General features: G+C 31.6%; 18 protein-coding genes. 6 read left to right on the top strand and 12 right to left on the bottom strand.

Features of this window, described 5'->3' with window-relative positions:
* The first annotated feature begins 228 nt into the window (after positions 1 to 228).
* Entirely contained in the window at positions 229 to 1,815 is a 1,587-nt protein-coding gene (locus tag B3792_RS13580) for a peptide chain release factor 3 (RefSeq protein WP_291069903.1), read from the top strand.
* A 55-nt stretch (positions 1,816 to 1,870) separates the two neighbouring features.
* The gene (locus B3792_RS13575; RefSeq protein WP_280037648.1) at positions 1,871 to 2,713 is read left to right on the top strand and encodes a DUF4197 domain-containing protein; all 843 of its coding nucleotides are present in this window, start codon (positions 1,871 to 1,873) and stop codon (positions 2,711 to 2,713) included.
* A gap of 60 nt (positions 2,714 to 2,773) precedes the next feature.
* Here the strand turns inward: B3792_RS13575 and B3792_RS13570 are convergent, their stop codons facing one another.
* The 9 genes from B3792_RS13570 to B3792_RS13535 all read right to left on the bottom strand — a co-directional run bounded on the left by B3792_RS13570 (position 2,774) and on the right by B3792_RS13535 (position 10,459).
* The gene (locus tag B3792_RS13570; protein ID WP_286496359.1) at positions 2,774 to 3,496 is read right to left on the bottom strand and encodes a hypothetical protein; all 723 of its coding nucleotides are present in this window, start codon (positions 3,494 to 3,496) and stop codon (positions 2,774 to 2,776) included.
* A 62-nt stretch (positions 3,497 to 3,558) separates the two neighbouring features.
* On the bottom strand, positions 3,559 to 5,259 hold the full coding sequence (locus B3792_RS13565) for a ribonucleoside-diphosphate reductase subunit alpha (RefSeq protein ID WP_115001235.1): 1,701 nt from the start codon (positions 5,257 to 5,259) through the stop codon (positions 3,559 to 3,561).
* A gap of 79 nt (positions 5,260 to 5,338) precedes the next feature.
* On the bottom strand, positions 5,339 to 6,298 hold the full coding sequence (locus B3792_RS13560) for a ribonucleotide-diphosphate reductase subunit beta (RefSeq protein WP_038335662.1): 960 nt from the start codon (positions 6,296 to 6,298) through the stop codon (positions 5,339 to 5,341).
* A gap of 381 nt (positions 6,299 to 6,679) precedes the next feature.
* On the bottom strand, positions 6,680 to 8,242 hold the full coding sequence (rny, locus tag B3792_RS13555) for a ribonuclease Y (protein WP_371875740.1): 1,563 nt from the start codon (positions 8,240 to 8,242) through the stop codon (positions 6,680 to 6,682).
* Positions 8,243 to 8,505: 263 nt separating this feature from the next.
* Entirely contained in the window at positions 8,506 to 8,796 is a 291-nt protein-coding gene (locus tag B3792_RS13550) for a cell division protein ZapA (protein WP_038335658.1), read from the bottom strand.
* A gap of 7 nt (positions 8,797 to 8,803) precedes the next feature.
* Positions 8,804 to 9,148 (bottom strand): hypothetical protein, encoded by a 345-nt coding sequence (locus B3792_RS13545; protein ID WP_019975371.1) that lies wholly within the window; start codon positions 9,146 to 9,148, stop codon positions 8,804 to 8,806.
* Between the two features lie 121 nt (positions 9,149 to 9,269).
* Positions 9,270 to 9,812, bottom strand: coding sequence for a hypothetical protein (locus tag B3792_RS13540; protein WP_219035173.1), 543 nt, complete (start codon positions 9,810 to 9,812; stop codon positions 9,270 to 9,272).
* 155 nt (positions 9,813 to 9,967) lie between these two features.
* Positions 9,968 to 10,174 carry a thermonuclease family protein gene (locus B3792_RS14160; protein ID WP_414647020.1) on the bottom strand — a complete coding sequence of 69 codons (207 nt, stop codon included), beginning with the start codon at positions 10,172 to 10,174 and terminating at the stop codon, positions 9,968 to 9,970.
* Positions 10,175 to 10,198: 24 nt separating this feature from the next.
* On the bottom strand, positions 10,199 to 10,459 hold the full coding sequence (locus B3792_RS13535) for a hypothetical protein (protein WP_219035174.1): 261 nt from the start codon (positions 10,457 to 10,459) through the stop codon (positions 10,199 to 10,201).
* A gap of 95 nt (positions 10,460 to 10,554) precedes the next feature.
* Between B3792_RS13535 and B3792_RS13530 the strand changes: the two genes are divergently transcribed.
* The 4 genes from B3792_RS13530 to B3792_RS13515 all read left to right on the top strand — a co-directional run bounded on the left by B3792_RS13530 (position 10,555) and on the right by B3792_RS13515 (position 12,395).
* On the top strand, positions 10,555 to 11,358 hold the full coding sequence (locus B3792_RS13530; protein ID WP_052217806.1) for a hypothetical protein: 804 nt from the start codon (positions 10,555 to 10,557) through the stop codon (positions 11,356 to 11,358).
* 71 nt (positions 11,359 to 11,429) lie between these two features.
* Positions 11,430 to 11,882 (top strand): DUF5675 family protein, encoded by a 453-nt coding sequence (locus B3792_RS13525; RefSeq protein WP_219035175.1) that lies wholly within the window; start codon positions 11,430 to 11,432, stop codon positions 11,880 to 11,882.
* Positions 11,883 to 11,893: 11 nt separating this feature from the next.
* Positions 11,894 to 12,160, top strand: a complete 267-nt coding sequence (locus B3792_RS13520; protein WP_038335652.1) for a hypothetical protein — start codon at positions 11,894 to 11,896, stop codon at positions 12,158 to 12,160.
* On the top strand, positions 12,147 to 12,395 hold the full coding sequence (locus B3792_RS13515) for a hypothetical protein (RefSeq protein ID WP_038335651.1): 249 nt from the start codon (positions 12,147 to 12,149) through the stop codon (positions 12,393 to 12,395). Before B3792_RS13520 ends, B3792_RS13515 begins: the two co-directional genes overlap by 14 nt.
* A 1,921-nt stretch (positions 12,396 to 14,316) precedes the next feature.
* Here the strand turns inward: B3792_RS13515 and B3792_RS13510 are convergent.
* The 3 genes from B3792_RS13510 to brxL all read right to left on the bottom strand — a co-directional run bounded on the left by B3792_RS13510 (position 14,317) and on the right by brxL (position 22,013).
* Entirely contained in the window at positions 14,317 to 16,899 is a 2,583-nt protein-coding gene (locus B3792_RS13510; protein WP_291069900.1) for a tetratricopeptide repeat protein, read from the bottom strand.
* Positions 16,889 to 19,894 (bottom strand): NERD domain-containing protein, encoded by a 3,006-nt coding sequence (locus B3792_RS13505; RefSeq protein ID WP_291069898.1) that lies wholly within the window; start codon positions 19,892 to 19,894, stop codon positions 16,889 to 16,891. The genes B3792_RS13510 and B3792_RS13505 overlap by 11 nt, the downstream gene beginning before the upstream one ends.
* 70 nt (positions 19,895 to 19,964) lie before the next feature.
* Positions 19,965 to 22,013 (bottom strand): protease Lon-related BREX system protein BrxL, encoded by a 2,049-nt coding sequence (gene brxL, locus B3792_RS13500; RefSeq protein WP_291069896.1) that lies wholly within the window; start codon positions 22,011 to 22,013, stop codon positions 19,965 to 19,967.

Here is a 22,013-nt window from a genome sequence, read left to right as displayed (position 1 = left end):
ATTCAATAAAAACTCTACTTTTAAGTGTTCATAACAAGGGGAAGATTACAGATGCTGCCCCCAAACAATCCCACTAATCATCAACAATAAAAAGTAAAATATCTTTTTCATACGTCTTTCGTCAACTATTTTTAGAATAACGCAATTTACTTTAGAATATTCTATCAACCATAATGTTTCTAATTTTCGTGAGATAAACTATCTTTGCAACCTGAAAATTTGATTAAGATGTCTTTAGAACAAGAAATAAATAAAAGAAAAACCTTTGGAATTATCGCCCATCCCGATGCTGGTAAAACAACTTTAACAGAGAAGTTATTACTTTTTGGAGGCGCAATTCAAGAAGCTGGTGCCGTAAAAAGTAACAAAATTAAAAAAGGAGCAACTTCCGATTTTATGGAAATTGAACGCCAACGTGGTATTTCGGTTGCTACTTCAGTTTTAGCATTCGAATATAAAGGAAAAAAGATTAATATCTTAGATACGCCTGGTCACAAGGATTTCGCCGAAGACACTTTCCGTACACTAACTGCCGTAGATTCTGCGATTGTGGTAATCGACGTTGCAAAAGGGGTTGAGGAACAAACAATCAAATTGGTAGAAGTTTGTCGTATGCGCAAAATTCCGATGTTGGTTTTCATTAACAAAATGGACCGCGAAGGAAAAGATGCGTTTGATTTAATGGACGAAGTAGAACAAAAACTAGACTTACAAGTTACACCACTTTCTTGGCCGATTGGTATTGGAGCAACTTTCAAAGGAATTTATAATATTTGGGAGAAAAACATCAATATTTTTTCTGGAGATAATAAACAAAAAATTTCTGAAACAACGAAAGTTGAGGATTTATCAAGTCCAGATTTAGACACATTAATTGGAACAACTTACGCCGAAAATCTTCGTAATGAGATTGATTTAATTGACGGAGTTTATCCAGAATTTGATATGCAAGAATATATGGACGGAAATTTACAACCTGTATTTTTCGGTTCTGCTCTTAATAATTTTGGTGTTCGCGAATTGTTAGACGCTTTCGTTGATATTGCACCAACTCCACAATCTAAAGAAACAGATTTGAGAATTGTCGAACCTTATGAAAATAAATTTTCTGGCTTCGTGTTCAAAATTCATGCGAATATGGATCCGAAACACCGCGACCGTTTAGCCTTTATCAAAATCGTTTCTGGTAAATTTGAACGTAATACCAACTATTTCCACGTTCGCCAAGGTAAAAACATAAAATTCGCTGCGCCAAATGCTTTCTTTGCTGATAAAAAAGAAGTGGTTGATGAATCGTTTGCGGGTGATATCGTTGGTTTACACGATACAGGAAACTTTAGAATTGGTGATACGTTGACAGAAGGTGAAAAATTTTCTTTCAAAGGAATTCCAGCTTTCTCCCCAGAACATTTCCGTTACATCAACAATGCTGATCCAATGAAAGCAAAACAATTGGAAAAAGGAATTGATCAATTAATGGACGAAGGTGTTGCGCAGTTATTTACATTAGAAATGAATAATCGTAAAGTTATCGGAACCGTTGGTGCACTGCAATATGAGGTTATCCAATATCGTTTGGAGCACGAATATGGTGCAAAAGCAACGTACGAACCTTTCTCTGTTCACAAAGCGTGTTGGGTAGAAGTTGAAGATGAAAAATCAGAAGAATTCTTAGAATTCAAACGTGTTAAACAACGTTATTTAGCAAGAGATAAATTCAATCAATTGGTATTTTTAGCAGATTCTGCTTTTACAATTCAAATGACGCAAGATAAATTTCCGTCAGTGAAATTACATTTTGTAAGTGAGTTTTAAATTTTGGTCAGATAATTGAATTAACCAACTGAAATATTTTTTAGAAAAAATCTAAATGAAAAAGATCATATTAAGTTTAACATTGATTTCAGCGTTTGCAGTAAATTCAAAAGCACAAGATTTGAAATCAATTTTTGGAACATTAAAAAAAGAAGTCGAAAAAGTAAACACTCAAACGACAACACAAAATAATTCAACAGTAAAAGTTGATTCAATAAAAGTTGTAAATGGTTCAACAGAATCTAAAACAATTTCTGCAGAATCCTTAACAAAGTTAAATGGTTTATCTAACGCAACTGTTGCCTCTGGATTGAAAGAAGCTTTGTCATTAGGATTAACGGACGGAATAAAATCATTGGGTCAAAAGAATGGTTTTTATAATAATTCAGTTGCAAAAATCTTGATGCCAGAAGAATTACAAAATGTAGAAAAAACTTTGCGTTCTTTAGGAATGGGAAGTTTGGCGGATAAAGGAATCAAATTATTGAATTCTGCTGCTGAAGATGCTGTTTCTGAAGCTGCTCCTATTTTCGTAAACGCTGTGACATCAATGACAATTACAGATGCGAAAGATATTTTATTAGGAGGAAATAATTCGGCTACCAATTATTTAAAACTAAAAACAACATCTGATTTAACAAAGGCTTTTCAACCAAAAGTGGAAGCGTCTTTAGGTAAAGTTAGTGCGGATAAAGTTTGGAATAATTTGATTACAAAATACAATACGTTAACTGGAAATCAAATTGATCCAAACCTGAATGCTTATGTAACACAACAAACAATAAATGGTGTGTTTAACATGGTTGCAGAAAAAGAAGAAGGAATTCGCGGGAATAAAGCTTTGCGTACAACATCGTTGTTACAACAGGTTTTCGGAGCGCAAGATAGTAAGAAGTAAAATACTTCTATTCAATCAAAAAAACTCGTTACAATTTGTAACGAGTCTTTTAGATGATAATTACTCTATAAAATAAGACCAAGGTATATCAAATCTTCCTCGTCTTTCTGCTACTTTAAGCTTTTCTCCTTCAAAACTTGAGTAATACTTTTTATAATCTACTTTTATCTCTTTTTCTATAAATGTATTGTTCCAATCTTCAATTATTAAATAATAACTACTACCTCCTTTACTATTTTTCTTAATTTTTTTCAAAATCTGAGTTTCATAAATTTGAGGAGTAGATTGATCATACTTACAATTAATGAATATAACAGAATAAATAGAAAATACTTCAATTAATATTATGATAAAAACATTATAAACAAAATTTTTCTTGTTGTAAATCAATATTTTAAATTGATTAAAATAATAGATTATTAAGATTAATAACGCTATAACACTCGAAGGAACCCATACATTTTTATAATCTAAGACATTGTAATCCATAGCAGTTCTAATGATTAATCCAAAACAAGATAACATAAAACCTATAGAAATTGTTGGAAGATTTGGTCTAATTTCAGGCTCAATTGAGATCAAACCTCGATAATATCTAACTAAAATGATGCAAAAAATAGGATAAACAAAAGATAAATAAATTAAAATTTCATTAAAAAACTGAAAAACTAATGTACTCAAACCTAAAATGCATCCAATAATATTAATTAATAAAGCCGTTCTTTTCAACGACTTTAAATCAGTAAATTTTTGTTCAATAATAACTAAATCTAAAAAATTCATAAAATCTAAAAATCCGCTCAATGAGCGGATTTTCTATTTGTAATAAAATATATCATTTCCTATTAAGCTTCACAAGAAGAACAAGAAACTAAGTTTGCAACTAATTCCTTAGAAACTGATTGTGAACGCTGATAGTACAATGTTTTTACACCTAATTGCCAAGCTTCGATCATCAAACGGTTAACTTCTTTCACAGGTAAATCTGGTGGAATATTTAGGTTTAATGACTGCGATTGATCTACATATTTTTGACGAATCGCTGCTTGTTGAACAATTTCTAATTGAGAAATTTCTTTGAATGTTTTGAACACATCTTTTTCCTCTTTTGTCAATTGTTCTAAATGTTGCACAGAGCCACCATTCAACATGATTTCGCGCCAAATATCTTCGTTATCAATTCCTTTTTCTTGTAATAATTTAGTCAAATATTTATTCTTACGCATAAAGTTTCCTTTCGATAAACCTGCTTTGTAATAATTTGAAGCAAACGGCTCAATTCCTGGAGAAGTTTGTCCTAAAATCGCAGAAGAAGACGTAGTTGGTGCAATTGCACAAGTTGTTGTATTACGACGTCCGTAGCCTTTTAAAACCTCTGGTTCACCATAAATACGAGCTAATTCTTCCGAAGCTTTATCTGCTTTAGATTGAATATGCTTGAAAATTTCTGTTGTACGTAATTTCGCTTCCATTCCTTCAAAAGGAATCATGTTGCGTTGTAAGTAAGAGTGCCACCCTAATACACCTAAACCTAATGCACGGTGACGTTTTGCAAAACGATTAGCTGATGCTAAATAATGATTTCCTTCTGTTTTTTCGATGAATTCTTGTAAAACTGCATCTAAAAAGAAAATTGCTAAACGTACTGCCTCAGTATCTTTCCATTCATCGTATAGCTCTAAGTTCATAGAAGATAAACAACAAATAAATGATTCATCAGCAGATGAAGGCAACATAATTTCTGAACAAAGATTAGAAGCATTAATTGACATTCCTAAATCTTTGTAAACCTGTGGTTTATTTTTATTTACGTTATCTGTAAAGAATAAATATGGTAATCCTTTTTCTTGACGTGATTCTAAAACTTTCGCCCAAATTTGACGTTTATCCGCATCTCCATCAATCATTTCTTGCATCCAATAATCTGGCACACAAACACCATAAAATAAATTCTGAATTGAACTTCCTATCGATTTAATTTTCAAAAATTCTTCGATATCATCATGATCAATATCCAAATAAGCCGCAAAAGCTCCACGACGTGTAGAACCTTGAGAAACCACATTCATCGCAGAATTGAACAATTCCATAAACGAAACAGCACCACTACTCTTTCCGTTATCTGTAATCGCCGCTCCACGCTCACGCAATTCACCAAAATAACCAGAAGTACCACCACCGATTTTAGTTTGCATAATAACTTCTCCTAATTTATGCGTAATTCCTTCAATACTATCTGGAATATGAACATTGAAACAAGAAATTGGTAAACCACGCTCTGTTCCCATATTTGCCCAAATTGGAGATGATAAACTCATCCAACCTCTTTCTATCATTTCTTTGAAAGATTCTTGCAATTCTGGTTTGTATAAACGTTTTGCAGCCGCAGCCGTGATACGATCTATAGCTCCTTCAACTGTTTCCCCTTTCAATAAATAACCTCTATTCAAAATTTGTTCAGATTCAGAGTTTTTCCACCATAATTTTGGTGCTTCACCGTCAAAAAATATATTTTGAATGTCGTCGTGTGGTATTGGATTGTCCATAGCTTTAGAATTTATAATGATGTGATATTGTTAAATAATTTTATTTATAGTTGTGTTTTTGATAAAAAGTTTTGGCGGTTTAAAATAAATCGTCTGCCGAAATACTTTTGTCATGTTTAGTATAATCTACTGGTCTTTTTGCGAAAAAATCGTCTAAACTACTCGCAAAAACTTCTTCCTCAAACCAAGCCATCGGTTTATACTGTTCTTGGGAAATATGAAATATTTTTTTGTATCCAATTTTAGCAATTGCTTCATCAATACGGTATTTCATATAGTTTAATAAATCTGCTTTTGAGTAATAACCAAATTCTCCTTTCTCGAAAATCCAATCTAACATCATTTCTTCTTGGTCAATATAACCACGAACAGCAGTTTCTACCCAATTTTGATCTAATTCCTCTGGTAATAAACCTTCTTCACGAATTTTATTAATCAAATAAATCCCAGCATTTGCGTGAATTTGCTCATCTGTAGATGTCCAAGCAATGATGTTTGCTGTATTTTTCATTAAACCATCAAAACGTGTAAATGCCAAAATATTTGCAAATTTCGAGAATAACGAACTATCTTCGATTACCAATGCAAAGAACAATAATTTCTCTACAATTGATTTGTTCTCGTCACGCATAATTTCTCCAACAAACGTATTATAACTTTTGAAAATTGGATTTTGTAAGGCTACATTAAACTCATCTAAATAACCATTTACCTCCAAAATACGCGAATACGCTTCACTATGTCTAAACTCACATTCTGCAAAAGTAGCACCTAATCCATTCAATTCTGGCTTTGGAAAATAATGATACAAATCTCCCCAGAATCCTTTTACCGTTACCTCTACTTGCGCAATTGATAAAATAGAACGTTTGTGAATTTCGCGTTTCGCATCATCTAAATTGGCATGATAGTCTTGGATATCTGAAGTAAAATCTACTTCTCCGTGTACCCAATATGCTTTTTGGATTGCTTCTGTAAAGGTTAAAATTTCAGGATATTCAAATGGTTTATAATTTACCCTTTTATCAAAAATAGACATAGTTTTTTGGACTTTTTAGATTAATAAACTTTGGTAAAAACGAATTCTTTCATCAAAATAAATGAAGTTGGTTCTTTTATTTTATTTAGAAATTTGAACCTCAATAGGGTTACATTTTCGTTTCAATTACTCATCGATTCTTTCAAAATTAAGATAAGATTTTACAATTAAAAATTTTGTAATCTTAAAAAATAAAAAGGTTATCAACAAGTTGTTAATTATTTGATTATTAATTAATTATTTTTGAATTTTTATTCGTTATAATTTAATAATTTTTATCAAAACAACAACTATAACTTGGATTAATTTTCTATAATTTAACAAAAAAATAGGCAAGCCTTGTTATAGACTTGCCTAAAGAATATGATTAAATTCTAAATTTTATCTTGCAATATTTACTGCACGTGTTTCACGAATTACAGTTACACGAACTTGACCTGGATAAGTCATTTCGTTTTGAATTTTATCCGAAATTAAGAACGATAATTCAGCTGCTTTTGTGTCATCAACTTTATCACTTTCTACAATCACACGCAACTCACGACCAGCTTGGATAGCGTATGCTTTTTCCACACCATCAAAGTTAAGAGCCGTAGCTTCTAAATCTTTCAGACGTTGCATATACGATTCCACAACTTGACGACGAGCCCCTGGACGAGCACCAGAAATTGCATCGGCAACTTGTATAAGTGGCGAAATTAAAGAAGTCATCTCTATTTCATCGTGGTGAGCTCCAATTGCATTAATTACGTCTGGATGTTCTCCATATTTCTCTGCCCATTGCATCCCCAAAATTGCGTGAGGCAATTCAGATTCTTGCTCCGGAACTTTACCAATATCGTGTAATAAACCTGCACGTTTCGCTAACTTAGGATTTAATCCTAATTCTGCAGCCAAGGTTCCTGCCAAATTTGCCACCTCGCGAGAGTGTTGTAACAGGTTTTGACCATAAGAAGAACGATATTTCATTCGTCCAACAATACGAACCAAATCTTTGTGTAAACCGTGAATTCCCAAATCTAAAATTGTTTTCTTACCAACTTCGATAATTTCATCCTCAATTTGTTTTGTTGTTTTTGCCACAACTTCCTCAATACGTGCTGGGTGAATACGCCCATCCGTTACTAAACGGTGCAAAGATAAACGAGCAATTTCACGACGAACAGGATCAAAACATGAAAGAATAATCGCTTCTGGCGTATCATCAACAATCACTTCAACTCCTGTAGCAGCTTCTATTGCACGAATATTACGTCCTTCACGACCAATGATACGTCCTTTGATTTCATCAGATTCAATGTTAAACACAGAAACTGCATTCTCTATCGCTTGCTCTGTTCCGATTCGTTGAATAGAAGAAATCACAATTTTACGCGCTTCATTTTTCGCATCCAATTCAGCCTCTTCCATAATTTCTTGGATATGAGCTTGTGCTTTCGTTCTTGCTTCGTCTTTCAAGACTTCAATCAATTCAGCACGTGCTTCATCAGCAGAATAGTTTGAAATTTTCTCAAGGATTTCTACTTGTTTTTTGTGCATCGTATCCACTTCTTTTTGCTTAATGTTAAGCTTCTCTGTACGTGCTTGTATATTTCCTTTCTCAGATTTAATCTGATCTTTTTGTTTCTGAATTTCTGCTAAGTCCGTTTTGATTCTCTCTTCACGTTCTTTTACTTTAAGCTCAGCATCAGCTACTTTTCTTTCACGTTGATTAACAACTTCTTCGTGTTTAGATTTTAATTCTAAAAATTTTTCTTTGGCTTGAAAAATTTTCTCTTTTTTAATGGCTTCACCATCTTTCTCAGCATCATTAATCAAATTTTGTGCTTTGCGAGTTGCTTCGTCAATCAGTTCTTGATTCTGTTTATCAACTGATTTTTTTGATAAGAAATATCCCACCGCTGCACCTATGATTAATGTAACAATTGCAATAATTATTGTCATAATTGGGTCCATAGATTATGTAATGTTTATATATAAAAAAACCTACATTAGTAAAGTATGTTTTGAGTTAACTCCTGTAAACAGGATTTGAGTTAGTCCGTCAGTCAAGTATCCGCTGTCAAATAAATGAACCTAAAAGGTTGCGGCCCGCTTTCCGAACGGTGTTCACTCGGTAACAAAACTAGTGTTGAGTTAACCAAAATAGCTAGAACTAATGTAGGAATATTGTTTAGTGGACAGTTTCACAACTGTCAGAACTTCTCTTATTTTGCGATTGACTGATCAATCAATTCTAATAACTTCGAAATGCGCTCTGTTGTCATTTCTTCGTTATCTTTCACTTGCTTTTTCAGCTTTGCTTCACGTAAAGCTAACTGAATTGTCACCATTGCAAGCGCGTCTTGTTTGTCAGAAACAGCGTACTTTTGTTCAAATTGTTTCAAAATACCATTTATTTCTTCTGCACAAGAAAGTAACATTTCTTCCTCGTCAGAATTAATCGTCATTGGGTAATGACGTGAAGCAATTTTTATCTCAATTCGTTGAGTTGACATTCTTTTATTAATTATTAGTTTTAATTTGAGCGATGCACGTATCGACTTCTTTTATTAATTTGTTCATTCTTTGCTTCATCATTTGTTTGTACTCCTGATTTCCGCTCATTGCATTAACGACTTTTAATCGTTTTACTTCCTCATTTAAATTTAAGTTATTCGCTTGCGAATCTCTCAATTTATTTTTCAATCGGGCATTTTCTTCTTTTAGAGAATTGATTTCATTTTGCAATTTTTCCAATTCTTGTATCGAGTTTTCAGCGCCCTTCAATATATCTTTATAATTCCCTAGTTGGCCTAAAACACTTAAAACTTTGTTTTCAAGTTCATTAAATTTTACCATTTTTTCCATCTCCTGAGAATTTCAATTATTCTAGCTTCTATTGCAAAAATAGTATTTTTTTACTTCTAATCAATACAATAACCTAAATATTATCAGTTTTTTCTTATTCATTTGACAAATAGAGATTTACTTACATTTTTTGTTTCGTTTCTCTATTCTTCACTACTTTCACAACATACTTGATACTAAAAAACAAAAACAATACCGAAAGAATAGTTGGCAGAAATTGACAGAAAATAATCAAAATTGATTTGAAATAATACATTCCATCTTTCCAACTTTGTTTTAACTCATATCCTAAGTTGATTTCTCTATAAGCTTTCAAATCAGTTTGTGGTAAAATATTCGTTACAACTCGTGGTTCTTCTGATAATTGATACGCAATAGTCGCATAAGAAGTAGCATCATTTATCAACGCTTTATTCACTTTATTTTCGATTTGTTTCGAGATTTTCATTGCTTTATTGTTTTCATTTTTCAACTCATTTTCATATTTCTCAAAGGTCATTTCTTCATTATTAATCAAAATATGATCGATAATAATTCCTTTCTCCACTGCAAATTTGACATGCTCACGCAATTTATTTGACGGAACTTTCAATTCAATCAAATAAGAACGTTGAATTTTGTCTATTTTCTTAACGCTTTCTTCAGATAATTCAACTATATCCAAAGTTTCTTTGAAAAGTCTTTATTTTAGTGGGTTGTTTACTCATTTTATAGCAGTTAGTACAACATAAGTACAACAATTGGAAAAGTATGTTTTAAGTCTTTGTTGAGATTAGATTTTGAGCCATCAAAAACGAAAATTTAACATTTGATCTGGGCTTAAAAATGCGAAATTCGAGCATATATAACGATTTTATTTAGCTGAGCAGTACGGTTCATCAACTGATATTCTGCTAATTTGGAACAATAATAGTCCCTTGATGCTTTGGCATATCCATTTTGAAGCAACAATTCATTCAAACATTCGCCTGATTCCAGGATGACATAACCTAATTGCCTATGATAAAAATCGTAGGCATTTTTTATTTCAGTGAGTATGGTTATTCAATCTCAAATACTCAAAACGTTGGTTAAGTAATTTCTTGCCTCCCATCCCAACTCGATCAACAAACTAGCAGGAAGATGCGTTTTTTCTTCATCTATTTTTAATTTTCTATTCTTTCGGATTTCTGGTGCGTCTATTCCGTATAATCGAATTTCTTTTTCTTCTTTCGAAAAAGCGTGTTTCACAACCTTAGTATCTGCATCTTTGATTTCCAATACATTATAAAATGTTTCCAGGTAACAAGGTTCTTTAGCACTGTATTTCATTGTATTGCAATTAGTTACATATTGTCTATACAAATTTAATTATTCAACTTTGTAATAGTATTATTCTCAAATGTTTAACTAATAAATTTAAAGTTATGGCAAGACAAAAAGGACTAATGAAGTACATCGGAACCATTGGAGATGTACGTCATTTTAAAATTAAAGGACAACCTGGCTTTTATGCTGGTATGGTTGGTGGTCCAACTGCTCAGCAGGTGAAATCTGCACCTGAGTTTGAACGTACTCGTGAAAATATGAATGAGTTTGGTGGTTGTGCAAGAACTGGAAAATCGTTGCGTACCGCTCTTTCTCAAGTCATGAGTAAAATGGCAGATAGTCAAGTTACAGGTCGATTGACTTCAGTTATGAAGAAAATCAACTTAGAAGATGGTACAGAAGCCAGAGGTTATCGTAAAGTTGAAGTTTCTACTCAACGCCAATATTTAATTGGTTTTGAGTTTGACAAAAAGCTTTCGATTAATGGTGTTTTTAATGCGCCTTATGATGTTGAACATAATGTAGATAGAAACGAAGCGGAATTTATTGTTGCAGCATTTAATCCTGCTGAACTGATTTCTGCTCCTGCTGGTACTACACACTTTCGTTTAATTAATGCATTGGCTGTTTTATCGGATTTCTCGTTCAATCCTACAACTGGAAATTATGAGCCTGACGATGCTATTAATAATGAATTAAATGTTGTTGAATACTCGGCTTATATTCCGTTAAATGCTCCGTATACCGGAAGTACGATTTCGGCAGCTTTACCAGGTGCGCCAACTTTAGCAAACAATGTTACGGTTGTGCAATGTATCGGTATTGAATTTTTTCAAGAAGTCAACGGAAATTATTATCCTTTCGCCTCTGGAAACTGTCTGAAAATCGAAGATGCTTTTTAAGCGGTTAGGTTGGTTAAGGAGTCTTTTCGATTTGAAAAGGCTCTTTTTTGTTTGATTTAAAATGATTGATTATGCGTGTTAAAATTGTTCGTGTGGCACAAGGAAAACAAAGTACGTTGAGCCATTTATATATTGATGGAATCTTTCAATGTTATTTGTTAGAAGATAAAATACGAGCCGATAAAATACCTAAGCAAACTGCAATACCTACGGGTGATTTTAAATTGATTGTCAATTCTTGGGGAGGTATGAATACCAAGTATAAAAATCTAATGGGTAAAGTTCACGAAGGTATGATTGAAATTGATCAGCTTCCGAATTTTGATTATGTATATATCCATATCGGAAATACGTATTTACAAACTGCAGGATGTCCGTTGACTGGGTTTGGTTTTGAATTGATCAATGGTGATTATCAAGTTACCCATAGTCGTAAAGCTTATGATATGGTATATCCTAAACTTTTGAAGATTGCCAAAAGCAAAGAAAATCAAATTCGAATCGAGAATAATTTTCAATTCTAAAATCAGAAGCTATGGAAAATGAATTGGTTTTAAATGTCCTTTTCGGTTCAGTTTCAAGTTTATTATTGGCAGTGGTTGCCTACTTTATTAAGCAATTACACGCTGATTTTAAAAAAATGGAAAAGGATATTACAGAAGTAAAAACGATGGCTTTATTAATCAAAACTGAATTTAAAAACAGTTATGATTTACTCAGTCAGCGTGTAGAATATTTAGAATCAAGAATTACAACTCTTGAAATGTTGAATCTTAAAAATAAACGTGATGAAAAAGGATAGTTTAAATTTAGTTGAGCGTGTAACCAATGAAACACCAAAATGGTTTAAAATCGTTCGTAATGTTGGATTAGCTTTAACTGCGATTAGCGGTACTATCTTAGCTGCTCCGGTTGTCCTTCCGGCAACGGTTATTACAGTTGCAGGATATTTGGCTTTAGGTGGTGCAATCGCCAGTGCTGTTGCTCAAACTGCTGTAAAGATTGATGAAGCAGATAATGATCCAAATAAAAAATAGTCTTATAAGACCTTGATAGGACTTTCAGGACTTTTTGAAATCTCATCTTAATAGGTGAGATTTTTTTATGCGTGATAACTGCACCCAATTATCTATAGAGGTGGAATATGTACGCTTTATGTCCTAATCTAAGTTGGAATATTGTCGAAAAAGATGAATCAAAATTATAAAATCGAGGAAGTGGTTTTGGTTCAAATTCAAAATTATCTTCAAAAGAAAAAAGAGAAAAAAAGAAAGTCATTCTTTCAGGATTGGGGGTTCTAAAGGCAAGGTTTACGAGCAAAATACTACCCGAATGGGTGGAGATTTTGTGAGAAACCCGAAGGGCTTGACCTTGACGTAAAACGACCACTAACTAACTTTGCTATCTTTTTTGTGAATTTTGGTGTGTCTATTCCGGAAAGAACGCACTGGGGCAATATGCGCATGTGAAGAAAAGCAATCCAATATCAAAATAAGGTGACGAGGGATTGTAGCGGAACATCCCTTTAGGGTGTTTTGCTACACCGAGCCAATTGGTGTGGGCTAATAAGCTATCAAGCAGCACAAAAGTGAGGGGTTACGGAACACGTTAGTGTGTATTACCGAACGATGTGCTGCGACTAGCGGTTTAGCGCAATACACCAATGAACCTTACTTAAAACTTTTGCTTTTTCTGAATCTGCAACCGCTTTCTTGGGTGGCGGGGTGCGTGGAATAATTAGAAATTATGAATGATGAATTATTGGAAATGCGTTGTGGTAAATGGAATAGCGTTCGGCACTTATGATACACATCTATTCATTATCACTTTTTTGCTTGATCAAAAAAGTAATCAAAAAAATCAAGACTTAGATTTTCGTCGGTCAATCATCATCTCTCGCCACTAAAATGCTCGATCATTCGCTATCGCTCAGCGATCATTTTTACGTTTCACTCAATGTATTGACACTCGTCTGCTAATCGAAATGCCATTTATTTAGCCTTGTTTTTTTGGTGGGTTTGAATGATGGTTATTGTAAAGAGATGAAGTTGCGCATTATTGGAGTAAATTATACACGAAGCTTCTCCTCTTAATCTCAAATGCCTAACGAGCATTTTTGTGTGTAACGAAAAGCCGTTCAAAAATAGGCTTGACTGAAAGGAAAGCTTATTTTAGGCTTGGTTTTGCGGAGTTGGGTGAATGAAGCGGAACGCAGTGAAATGAAAGTAAATTTTTTGCTTACTGAAATGGAACGAAGTGAAGCTAAATGAACCTAACGGAGTAAATCGTTGCATAAAAATGATTGTGGCAATACTGCTACTTCAACAAGGGCAAAAAACGACATGAGATACTCTCTGCTTCGGACAGGTAAAGGAAGGGGCTATTTTACATAATATGATTATAGTGGGCTTGTCCCCGAAGCCCGCTAGGCGACTATAATGCCATGTTATGTAAAAATAGCTTTGGTGGGCGGCTGGAGTCGAGTTGTGAGTTTTGAGTGATGAGTTTTGAGTTTTTTTGCTTTTGTTGGCAATTATAGTGATTAGTAGTTAGTAAATAGTGATTAGTAGTTAGTAAATAGTAAATAGTAAATAGTAAATAGTAATTATTGGGTATGATTATAAAACTTATTATTAATGGGTTTTATTATTCATTTTCACCTCTTATTTCTCGATACAATTTTCTTTTGCTAAAGCAACGAAAATCACTAGAAATGACAAAAAAAGCCCCAACTGAATTATTATTGAGTTGGGGGAATTAAAAATTTATTATTTATAGTTATTCTCGGAATATTACCGTAATGGTATTTCGAAATATAGAATTAACCGCAGTTGTTTTTTTGTTGTTACGCTATACACTTACTAACCTTTCAAATAGGCGTATTTGTATTACTAAATATCAATAACTACTTGAGGTAGTATTTTTATTTTGATAACCTTAACTAATTACTAATTAAAATTATATTTTTTCTATTGAAATTACTTTCCATTTATCACCTTTAAAAATAGCTGTAGCATTGATCTTACAATCGTTATAAATTATATGTTTTTCCAATAAATATTTCGGCACATAATAATCTCCTATAAATCCAAAATCTGGAAGTTCAGCTGTATCATTTTCATTATCAAATTCATCAAAATCATAATCATTTTTATAGTTTACAGATAATAGCCCTGAGATGTTTCTTTTTAAACTCGGATTTACCTCTGACGAATTATTTATTTCTAAAACATTTAATCTAAATTTATTACTCTTGTCTTTCTTTTTCGAATAAATTATTTCAATAAAATCACCTTCATTAGGTCGTAAGGATGTCGCTTCATATTTTATAATACCTTCTGTATTTTTATCAATAATAAAATGAAATAACTGCTTCTCATTGTTTACTCCATCTACAAGAGCAATAGATTTATTAAAATTATTAATTGCTAAACTTTTCTCAATTTTTTTAATTTGCCTTATCTCAGTTCGTTTTTCTCCTTTTATAATTTTATTGAATTTCTTAGCTGTGATAAAATCACCTATTTGAAAATTGTTGTTTGATTGAGGAAAAAATATTTCTACATTATCATAAGTAATAGCGTGTACAATTTGTTTTTCCTTGTTGATATATTCAACGTAAGCAAAAGTATTTTCTAATATCTCGTAGGATTGCTTATCTGATAGTTTAACAACCAAAGGAATATATTTAACTTCTTCAATTATTTTTTTTGGTTGCCAAGAATACGTATTCTCTACCTCTTTTTTTATAATTTGTTGATGTAATTTGAAATTAAAAACTTGACCTAAATTTGCATTTTTTAAACTATTGAAACGACTTTTACTTATTACAAATTCAATTTTATCCCCATTAATGAAAAGCATTATATCTTTGCTTTTGTCATTTTTCCATTGATCAACTAAAACAACTTCATACCATTCAAAATCAGCATACGCAAAATCTTCTGCTATTGGGATATAATTAGCATAAACTTTATAATTATGTGTCAAATTAGTTTCAATAACAGCGATACTATTTCTTAAACTAAAATACTCTTCTTTAAAACTTTTACCACTTTTCTCCCTAGAAGATTTATATGTATTTAATTCTACAATTGCATTTTCTGCAAGATTTTCATCGATAAAAAGTTTAGCTAACTGTAAGCGAATTTCTCCTAAAAAATCTTCATTTTTTTCTAAAGATGCAGCTTTAGCTAACAATCCAATTTTTAATTTATTATTGTTTTCAATGCATTTTGCTAATTCGCTCCAGATATAATAACTATTAGCTAATTCAAGAACCAGTTTTTTATAAATAGAAATTGCTTCTTCAAATTGCTTACTTTTTATATGAATTAATGCCTTTTCCCTTAAAAGCCATTCATCATCTGGAAAAAGATTAATTGCTTTATGATAGGCAGGAATTATCCAATTAAGATCTTGGTAATTATTTTGTTTTTTAATGCATTCAAAAGATTTTTTTAGTGCTTTAATCGCTAATGGTTTATATGTATATTCATCTTTTTTCGTTTCTTTCCAATCCTCATCACGTAATTTTTCTGGATTCCATTGCTTAAAAAACTCAAAAAATCGCCACTCCTCATTTTCTTTCATAAATCTTTCTGCTAGATTTAAAATTTCAGAGTGCCATTTAGAAGAATCATAAGATGCATATTTTGTGACATATTCATTAAATAAAGGCCATAATTGGTTAAACTTATTTTCTTTATTCAAATTCATCAACTCCCAAAAATATGGTTCTCTGAAAAAATCAAGAATTCTGTTATTATCCAACTTAATTGAATCAAATAAAAAATTCAAATCAATGTCAGCTTTGGAATTTATAAATTCTCTACATATACGAGAAATAAGTGACGGAATTTTATTACCATCTTTATTGCCATCTTTTAAATCATCTGGTCTTAAATTTGAAGGATCCCATAATTTAAAAAAATTAAAGAATTTAAAATCATTATTCGATTTAGAAAAATTAAGAGCAAAATTTAAAATCATCGAATGTAACATCGAAGGCCTTTCGTTCTTAAGATTCATATAATCTCTTAAAAAAGTTCTAACTTGAACTGAATTTAATTGATTTATATCTGACTTTAAATACCTATATATAATCCAACCATAAGCTTCGTGATGGACTTCTTCTAATTTATTCTGTATTATTAAGTTTTGAAAAATTTGAATTGCTTCAGAATGATTTCCATTTTTACTTAAATCTTCAGCCTTTTGAATTACATTATAATTACTATCAATTTTAGGGCGTAACTGAACAATTTGTGAATATATGATATGATCATCATATTCTTCAATCCCAATATCAACTAACTCCTTATATAATGCAGTTAATTGATTCGTATTATTTATTTGAATAAGATATTTACATAAATCAATTAACACCCAAGCATAAGCTTTTTTAATCCATTCATCATACTTATCCTCTTGATAAAGATCTCTAGCTATATTTAAACCCTCAGATAATTTTATAAATTTATCATTGCCTACTAAATCTTTTGCCTGATTACGAAGTGAAAATATTGTTTTAGTGTCCATATATTATCTCTTTTAAATTTGAAACTAAAGTTTCTGTGTTTTTTTCTAATATCACTATTTTAGAAAAAAAGCCTCTTGTATGATTCTTTACACTTGTTCCATACCATATCTGAAACTTTAATTTATCGTTCATTTTTCTAATAAGAAAAATATCTTGGTTATTACTACTTTTTAATAATTGTATGGTTACACCTTGTTTATCAAACTCTGTTAACCAATGTGAATAAATTTCATTTCTAAAATCAGTAGGGAATTGATTCGTGTTATGATTAGTTTCTTCATCAATTGTAGGAGTTGTATTCAAAACATCATTAACTACATTTTCTAAAAATTCTAATTCAGAAGAATCGGTTGTTTCAACACGTATATTACTAACCGCCCAATTTTTATTTGCCCCTTTATTATCAAAATTAACAACTAAATCTTTGCTGTCTTGATTAAGTCTTTCATAGAACGCTTTATTCAAATAATCTGAAAATGATTTCGTTGATTTTAATATATACCCTTTCTCTTCTATTTTTTTCGAAAATTCAACTATTGCACCAACAACATTATTATTATTTAAAGATGAAACTAGAGGCTTCCATTTCTCTTCAATCATATAATTATTAAAAGTGAGCAAGGCTGGTAATTTTACTTTTTCGTTACCATCTACAACATTTTCAAGATCTTCAAACGAGCAATTCATAAAAGGATTTATATATTGTGGATGTGTAATATAGACCCTTTTATTTGAAGATGAAAAAGCACTATAAAGCCATCTGTAATAGCTTTCATTACTAATTCCATCATCATCCTTACGGTGGCCTTTTACAATAACTTCGTCATAGAAACTCCCAATTGATTTATGAACAGTTATTGCCCAGCCATATGAAGGCATAAGCGCATTGATAAAAGGATCAGTTTCTCTGATATAATTAAAAATTTCTTTTTCAAAAGATTTATAGTAATAACTTAATAATGCTCTTACCTCTTTAGTTGTTTCAACTTTTAATCTACTCTCTTTACTTACAATTTTATTATTGATTAAAGTAGAAATATCATTTTTACCTTTATCATCTAAATTTTTATAAAATTCATTATTCAATAAATCGTTATAAAATTTACTATCTGTGAATTTTTTTTCTTTTTTGACTTCAGCAATTTTTATGTTTATAAAAACTTGAAAAGCAATTTTTTCTTCTTTTGATAAACCGTCAATGCTTTTGAAAAAATTATCTAGTATCCATAATTCTGTTTGAGGTTTACCTAAAACACTAAGACATTGGACTTTCAACTTAACAAACTTCAACTCAATTGGAGTTTTACTTTGTCTAATATCAATAGGATTACAAATTGATTCTAAAACTTCAATTACTTTAAAAAACATTCCATTAATGATTTTTGTTGGAATTTGTAAACCAGTATGATCAGGAATTGTAATGTTATTATTTGCTATTAGCAGGTCGTTTTTCGCAAGATCATTTCCATTATTTAAAAATCGATTTTTAATTAATAAATTCGTTTTTAAACAATCTTTTTTAGAATAAAATAAAAATGCTTGTTGTGGTTCATTTTCTAATGGATATGAAAACCATTGATTTAATTTATGTAGAATATCTGATTGATTTACTTCAAATAAAGTATCGTTATCAAAGAAATAATCTAAATTATTAAACATTATGTCATCTATACCTCTTGCAAGATCAATCCTTGTTTTATCCTTAGCATTATTACATACAAAAGGAATAGGCTTACGGTAAATAGTTATACTTTGACTATATAACTCTTCCAAATTTTTCAATTCTAAAGCAGAATCTTCAGACTTTCCAAAGCTTAAAGAATAAGGATCTCCAATCAATATGATTTTTCTATTGCTATTCGGATCAAGAAATTTCAACATATCTTCTAAAAGACGTCCTGTACCAAATCTTAACAATTCAGACTGATTAAGACTTCTGTTCACTAAATGAGCTTCACTGATAATAACTAAAGCTCTTTCATCAAGTGTAACATTTGATTTTAATGGGATAATCTCTAATAAATTATTGTCTTCATTATTGTTTACATTATCTTCTATACTTTCCTCTTCATAAATTTTAAGTTCATCTTCAACTTTAGACGTACCTCCATATATTACACTATAAATACTATGCGTTTTTACGTTTGTTCTAGCGTAAATTCTATTGGCAATTCTTGAAGAATGTGCCCAAGATTCTATTTCTGGTATATTATTACTGGTTGCTTCAGATAGATATTGTAGCCATTTGTCCCTTTGGCTAATCTCCATTGATTCTAAGACTAAAATACCGCCCGCCTCTTTCTGTAAAAATTCTAAAATTTCTGCTTCTATATCTTCTTTGTATTTTTCAGGCTCGGGATACTCTTGATCTATTGAAATCGCTGGAACAGTAGTTTCACTCCACTCTTTAGCTGGGAAAATCCTTTTTAAGAAATTAGAACTATTTAAATCATAAGAATTATTGCTCGAAAAATCAACTAAAAAATGTTCTAATTTAGATTCATCCAATAACCTATAGAATCTAAACTTCCCTGGCACTTTATTCTTTACTTCTATTGGACCAGAAAAAACATTAATGCTAGCTACTTTATTTGCTTCAATTTTGAGCTGAGGATATTGTTTAACAATATTATAGAATTCTTCTCTGTATTTTTTTAATTGAAAAAAAGGATTAACATAACTTCCTCCTTTAATTCTAACTTTAGATCGTTCTAAAAAATTTTCAATAAACCATTCCTCAGTTTGAAATTTATCCTCCTCTTCTGAAAAATAAATTTCTCCATCGTAATCTTTGAAATCAAAAATTATTAATCCATTGTTATAATATAACAATGCATCTGCTTGAAATTTATAAAATGTATCATTGAAAGGATTCCCAATTAGAGTCCCTTCATAGTTATGTTTATCAAACACTCTTTGAATGATATTAACAATTCTTCTGAACTGCTCATTCTCATGTGTATTTTCAGTTTTATTATTAAGTATTTGTAGCATTTGGTTGGTATGGTTATAAATATCAATTATTTTAATTAGTTTATAGCTTATTATTAAAACTATTCATTAATCAAACATCCAAAATTACTTTCTGTAACAATGTTTGTGCATCCGTGTAGAATGGTACATCTGTCTTTCCAAAAATAGTTGGTGGTAAAGTTCCGAATTCTGACATGTTCAACATTGGAACTAAAACAATTTTAGCACCGTTTTCAGACAAGCTAGAAACGCGATCTGCAAAGTTATTGGCTCTTTCAATGGCTCCACCAATTGATATATTTCCAAGTACTGCTAAACCTCCTTTCAAGTTCTTTTTGTATAAAGCAGAGATGATAGCTACATAAACTGCCGCCCCAATTCCATCCGTTACATTAGACCCTAAAATCGTAGACACTTGAATGTTGATATCAAAATTACTTAACGAATGACGTTCGTTTAAAATAGACTTTTCATTCGCTTTTAGGTAATTGAATGTATTTTTGATGTTCTCTTTTACTAATTGATTCGAAGTACCTGTAATGTTTACTTTTCCATTTCCTGGAATGGCTACTACTTCAATTTTAACTACCGCATTGTTTTCACCATCGTTGGTTGCAGTATAACATGTTCCTGGTGACAATGGATTCGCTTCAATTAACGATGAACCTTTTTCTTCTGGTAAGCCTACAAATACTTCTTCTTGAGTTTCTTTGTCGATGTATGAGAAATTGGTATCCCAGAATTCCATACCTCCAATACGCTTCAATTGCTCTTTTACACGACGACGCATTTCCATCGCAATCGTTAAATATTTACGGATGTCTTCTTTCGTATATTCACCGTGAGGATGTAATAATTTCACGAAACCAGAAACTATACGACGAACCGATTTAGCATCACGTTGTTTCAAATGATTTCCTAATGCAAAGTATTGATCTAAAGCATCGGTGAATGTAATCTTACGCTGTGACTTTAATAGTTCTGAAAAGAAATCTGTACTGAAACCATAATGCTTCGTGAAATTCGAAGGACTAAATTTCACAATTTCCCAGCCTGGTAAAAATAAATTGATACGGTCTAAGAAAGCAGTATCTTCATTTACTTCATCTGATAAAGGACTGAATAAATGTGAGGTTTGTAAAACAGTATCTACGGGCTGATTAATGTTTCCGTTTAAGATAATTGAAGCTGAACCCGAAATTTCACCGTTCTTCGCACGAGAGAATGATCCTGATTCCATATAGTCTTTCATTAATGGAATGGCATCTCTGTCTTTGAAAAGTTTGTCTGTACTCTCATCAAAACAGATGGCATCCCATAAACCTACAGCTCCGACTTTACCCGATGAGTTGTTCACGAATAATTGTGCCACTGTCCCTTGACCACCAGAAACTAAGATGGCATAGGGTGTAATTTCTTTGTAGATGTACGATTTACCTGAAGAACGTGGACCTAATTCTACGATATTAAAGTTTTTCTCTACTAACGGAATTAAACGACACAATAACAAATCTTGCAAACGCTCATCCATTCCTTCGCTTTCTGGTTCGTACCCCGCACTACGCAATAATAATTTTTTCCAATCAGCCGTATCAAAGTTTTTACGCTTCTCAACGATGGTTGAATTATCAAATGAAGACAACTGAATTGGTGTAATTTTACTTACAACGAATGGAAATACTTTTGAACCGATGGTAATTAATGGATCGTATTCAACATCAATAATTGCCCAAATACCACCCAATAAAATCTTTTCGTGCTGTTTTACCAATTCACTACTGATGTTGGCATTCTTGATATTCGAATTGACTAATGTTGCCCAATAGGTATCTTTGGTTGCATCTAATTCTACCGAAATTTTATCGATGATTTTATAACGTCCTTTTTCTCTAATTTTTGATTGGATTAAAGAGCTTTCTTCTGGATTGACATAATGATCTCGTAAGATGGCGCGAACATTTTCCAATCCCTCCTTTATTTTTTCTTCGTCGTCAGTACTGCAACTGTTGGCTAATAAATATTCCAACACAAAGGCTGGTACATTTGCCCCTCCTTTTACAATACCTACTAAATCTTTTTTTACCACGAAACCTCTAAAGTTTTCGATGGCCTGTGTATCTAAATTGTCTAATTGAATCAT

This window comes from Empedobacter sp. UBA5924 (genome assembly GCF_002431085.1).
Lineage (GTDB): Bacteria > Bacteroidota > Bacteroidia > Flavobacteriales > Weeksellaceae > Empedobacter > Empedobacter falsenii_B.
Note: the sequence above shows the minus strand (reverse complement) of the source record. Positions and strands in the feature narration are given on the sequence as shown.

What these genes read in the sequence shown, in the direction of transcription:
- B3792_RS13580 (WP_291069903.1), top strand. Translation starts at nt 229, where the DNA reads ATGTCTTTAGAACAAGAAATAAATAAAAGAAAAACCTTTGGAATTATC.
- B3792_RS13575 (WP_280037648.1), top strand. Translation starts at nt 1,871, where the DNA reads ATGAAAAAGATCATATTAAGTTTAACATTGATTTCAGCGTTTGCAGTA.
- B3792_RS13570 (WP_286496359.1), bottom strand. Translation starts at nt 3,496, where the DNA reads ATGAATTTTTTAGATTTAGTTATTATTGAACAAAAATTTACTGATTTA.
- B3792_RS13565 (WP_115001235.1), bottom strand. Translation starts at nt 5,259, where the DNA reads ATGGACAATCCAATACCACACGACGACATTCAAAATATATTTTTTGAC.
- B3792_RS13560 (WP_038335662.1), bottom strand. Translation starts at nt 6,298, where the DNA reads ATGTCTATTTTTGATAAAAGGGTAAATTATAAACCATTTGAATATCCT.
- rny (WP_371875740.1), bottom strand. Translation starts at nt 8,242, where the DNA reads ATGACAATAATTATTGCAATTGTTACATTAATCATAGGTGCAGCGGTG.
- B3792_RS13550 (WP_038335658.1), bottom strand. Translation starts at nt 8,796, where the DNA reads ATGTCAACTCAACGAATTGAGATAAAAATTGCTTCACGTCATTACCCA.
- B3792_RS13545 (WP_019975371.1), bottom strand. Translation starts at nt 9,148, where the DNA reads ATGGAAAAAATGGTAAAATTTAATGAACTTGAAAACAAAGTTTTAAGT.
- B3792_RS13535 (WP_219035174.1), bottom strand. Translation starts at nt 10,459, where the DNA reads ATGAAATACAGTGCTAAAGAACCTTGTTACCTGGAAACATTTTATAAT.
- B3792_RS13530 (WP_052217806.1), top strand. Translation starts at nt 10,555, where the DNA reads ATGGCAAGACAAAAAGGACTAATGAAGTACATCGGAACCATTGGAGAT.
- B3792_RS13525 (WP_219035175.1), top strand. Translation starts at nt 11,430, where the DNA reads ATGCGTGTTAAAATTGTTCGTGTGGCACAAGGAAAACAAAGTACGTTG.
- B3792_RS13520 (WP_038335652.1), top strand. Translation starts at nt 11,894, where the DNA reads ATGGAAAATGAATTGGTTTTAAATGTCCTTTTCGGTTCAGTTTCAAGT.
- B3792_RS13515 (WP_038335651.1), top strand. Translation starts at nt 12,147, where the DNA reads ATGAAAAAGGATAGTTTAAATTTAGTTGAGCGTGTAACCAATGAAACA.
- B3792_RS13510 (WP_291069900.1), bottom strand. Translation starts at nt 16,899, where the DNA reads ATGGACACTAAAACAATATTTTCACTTCGTAATCAGGCAAAAGATTTA.
- B3792_RS13505 (WP_291069898.1), bottom strand. Translation starts at nt 19,894, where the DNA reads ATGCTACAAATACTTAATAATAAAACTGAAAATACACATGAGAATGAG.
- brxL (WP_291069896.1), bottom strand. Translation starts at nt 22,013, where the DNA reads ATGATTCAATTAGACAATTTAGATACACAGGCCATCGAAAACTTTAGA.